The organism is Bacillus sp. JJ783 (genome assembly GCF_036963225.1).
Taxonomy (GTDB): domain Bacteria; phylum Bacillota; class Bacilli; order Bacillales; family Bacillaceae_G; genus Bacillus_A; species Bacillus_A cereus_U.
The window spans coordinates 1-3103 of the sequence record NZ_JBALMG010000153.1; the positions used below are offsets into that span (position 1 = coordinate 1).

The window sequence follows — 3103 nt, forward strand, 5'->3', positions numbered from 1 at the left end:
ACGGATCTTTTTACTATTGTATACAATAGACGATCACACCAATGACAATAATAATGTTGCCAATGATTTTTCGTTTCGTTATTTTTTCACCTAGGAAGTACCAACTGAAAATTAATATAATAATATAACTTAATGATTCTAATGCAGATGCTTGCTTTAATGCCAAGCCTTTTAAGGCAATCACATTTAATCCGGCATTAATTACAAATAAAAAGTAGCCGATGATAACATAAGGATTCACATATTCTTTTATTCTAGAATCGTATTGTTGTAAAGTAGCCTTTTTTAATAATATTTGTGAGTAATTGGCTAAAATTATCCCGAAAATCAATAATAACATATAACTATTCATCTTTTGTCACCACCACAATTCCGACGATAATAATAGCTGCGCCAAGTATGTGATTCCACTGTATCGTATCTCCAAATAGGAATACTGACCAAAGCATTGACCATAGTATTATAATCCCACGGTGTGAATATGCTCTAGAAATTTCAAAATTCTTAATGACTTGTTGCCATAGAATTGCATATCCGAATAAAAGTACAACAAGTCCGAAGTAAGCAATAAAAAATGAAATTGATGCAATAGGGAATTGAGATGCCCATTTCATGTAAACCATAATGATAGAATATATCAAGAAGGCCACATGTAAAAATACATAGTTTTTAATAGTTGGTTTCATATATTCACTCTCTTTTACATTTATATACATGTATGTAAACACGATGTATATAATCAATAGCTTCTTATTATATATAAAAGGCATATTGAAATGATTTTTGTTTATTCCTTCACATTCCAAAATATATAGTATCATGTCTTCTAATGTAAAACAATAGAAGGCCCTACGTAGCTATAGAGTTGAAATAGAGGTAGTAGAGTTAGATTTTCCACTGTTCTATAATTTGTATTGTTTTATTTGTTGCATCCATCGCTACTTGAATACCTATGGGCAAAGTAATCATTGGATGAGTATGACAACAATCAAAATCGGCTAGAAAAGGAAGTTTTTGATTTTGTAATACTTCTAATAATATTTCGTAAGGTTTTCTATTTGTACCACAATCATCAAATTGCTCATGTTTTCCAAGGATGATACCTGAAACTTTATCAAAAACGCCGTTAATTTTAAGTAATGAAAAACTTCTTTCGATAGTAGCTGCATCTTTTGAACTATCTTCAATAAAGAGAATGTCACCTTCTTGAATATGTGGCATATAGGGGCTGCCCCAAATACCTTGTAAAGTGTTTAAATTCCCACCAATAATACGTCCAGTAGCTTTTCCGCCAATTACTGAAATCCAATTGTTCGGTCGAAGATCTTTTTCTTTCGTTTTTTCTTCCCAATTAATAAATTCATCTGACCAAAATAACGGCTGGTTTATGTTGTAAGGAAGGTGTTGATCAGTTAATAAAGTATCCGCAAAATATTTGTATGTGCAATCTACGAAAGGCTCAAATTCACCAAAAGAAGGAACGAGTGCTGGACCATAAAATGTAGGAATTCCTGTTTTTGCATAAATTCCTAGTAATAATGCTGTTGCGTCGGAATAGCCAATCATTATTTTAGGTTTTTTTTGAAAAGAAGCATAATCAATATAAGGTAATAATGAATTTGAATTCATTCCCCCAATTGTCGACATGATACAAGAAACGTTAGGGTTTCTAATCAAGTCATTTAGTTCCTCAGCACGATCTTTAATGCTCCCTGAACGATAATAATCATATTGACCTGTTAGTGAACCTTCTAATATATGAAATCCTTTCTTTTGTAGGTATAATTTTGCTCGCTCAAATCTTTTTGGAGAAGTATAGGTTACTGGTGAAGAGGGAGAGTAGATGCCAATTGTATCGCCATATTTTAATGCTTTTGGAAGTGCCATTTGTATAAATCCTTTCTATTATATAGTGTTTTTCTATTTGGGTTTTATTGAATATTCTTATATTTCGTTGTTTTTAGTGTAACATACATGAAAAGAGAAAGAGGTTGAAATTATAATTGCTGTAGATGAATAAATATGCTTTTTACCTTGACGATATAAAGTAATTGTTGTTATGGTTAAACATGAGTGTATAAAAGGTTTGCTAAAGGAGTTTTAGAATGAAGTGGTTAAAATGGGGAAGATTAACAATCCTATTAGTAGTGATTCTGGGTATATGTTGGTTCTTTTTCCAAGGAGTTCAAAAGAGTGAAACAAATGTAGATACTCAGCCTTTACAAGTGGCAGAGCTACCTAAAACAGGGCTATCTGAAAAAGTAGTTCCACCAAAATATATACCACCAGAAATTGATGCAAAAGCAGCTATTATTATCGATGCGAGTAATGGAGATGTTATTTATCAAAATAATGAAAATGAAGCTGTTGCCCCTGCTAGTATGTCAAAAATGATGACAGCATATCTCGTTTTAGAGAGTATACATAATGGGAAATTCCGCTGGGAAGATCCAGTGAAAATAAGTGCGAAATCGGCACAAACAGAGGGTGCAAAAATCCCAATGCAAGTAAATGATACATTAACTGTTAAAGACTTATATCATGCGTTAATGATTGAATCGGCTAATAATTCGGCTGTCGCTTTAGCAGAACATGTAGCTAAGACAGAAAAAAACTTTGTTCAACTTATGAATGAAAAAGCCCAGCAGTTAGAAATGTCAGATAAAGCTAAATTTGCGAATGCTTCCGGATTACAGGAGCCCGACGGAAGTGAAACAAAAATGACAGCAGCTGACGTAGCAAAGTTAGCGTATCATCTTATAAAAGACTACCCAGAGATATTAGAAGTGACTCACTTACGTCAAAGTCAGTTAGCATTTAATAATATTAATGTTACAAACACAAATGAGATGTTAAACAAAAATAATAAAGCTTTATATATAGAAGGAATAGACGGATTAAAAACAGGATTTACAGATAGCGCAGGGTATTGTTTTACAGGTACTGCAAAACAAGGCGATAATCGCATTATTACAGTTGTTATGGGGACAAAAAGTAAAACAAAACGTTTTACAGAAACAAATAAATTAATGTCCTATGCATTTCAATTGCTTAATTAGGTGAAGAAAGAAGTGAATGAGATTGTTATAAAGTGAAACTATAA

The 3103-nt window shown here is 32.3% G+C and carries 4 protein-coding genes; 1 reads left to right on the top strand and 3 read right to left on the bottom strand.

The window, feature by feature from the left end:
- Positions 1-13: 13 nt before the first annotated feature.
- The 3 genes from V7038_RS25510 to V7038_RS25520 all read right to left on the bottom strand — a co-directional run bounded on the left by V7038_RS25510 (position 14) and on the right by V7038_RS25520 (position 1887).
- Complete coding sequence (locus V7038_RS25510; RefSeq protein ID WP_002200850.1) at positions 14-352, bottom strand: EamA family transporter; 339 nt, start codon at positions 350-352, stop codon at positions 14-16.
- Positions 345-686 (bottom strand): EamA family transporter, encoded by a 342-nt coding sequence (locus tag V7038_RS25515; protein WP_002086172.1) that lies wholly within the window; start codon positions 684-686, stop codon positions 345-347. The genes V7038_RS25510 and V7038_RS25515 overlap by 8 nt, the downstream gene beginning before the upstream one ends.
- A gap of 199 nt (positions 687-885) precedes the next feature.
- Complete coding sequence (locus V7038_RS25520; protein ID WP_002202349.1) at positions 886-1887, bottom strand: S66 family peptidase; 1002 nt, start codon at positions 1885-1887, stop codon at positions 886-888.
- Positions 1888-2105: 218 nt separating this feature from the next.
- On the opposite strand from V7038_RS25520, the gene V7038_RS25525 reads away from it, so the two are divergent.
- Complete coding sequence (locus tag V7038_RS25525) at positions 2106-3059, top strand: D-alanyl-D-alanine carboxypeptidase family protein (protein WP_002202348.1); 954 nt, start codon at positions 2106-2108, stop codon at positions 3057-3059.
- Positions 3060-3103 lie beyond the last annotated feature (44 nt).

Bases quoted from the DNA above. Each gene is read 5' to 3' on its own strand.
- V7038_RS25510 (WP_002200850.1), bottom strand. From the start codon at position 352: ATGAATAGTTATATGTTATTATTGATTTTCGGGATAATTTTAGCCAAT.
- V7038_RS25515 (WP_002086172.1), bottom strand. From the start codon at position 686: ATGAAACCAACTATTAAAAACTATGTATTTTTACATGTGGCCTTCTTG.
- V7038_RS25520 (WP_002202349.1), bottom strand. From the start codon at position 1,887: ATGGCACTTCCAAAAGCATTAAAATATGGCGATACAATTGGCATCTAC.
- V7038_RS25525 (WP_002202348.1), top strand. From the start codon at position 2,106: ATGAAGTGGTTAAAATGGGGAAGATTAACAATCCTATTAGTAGTGATT.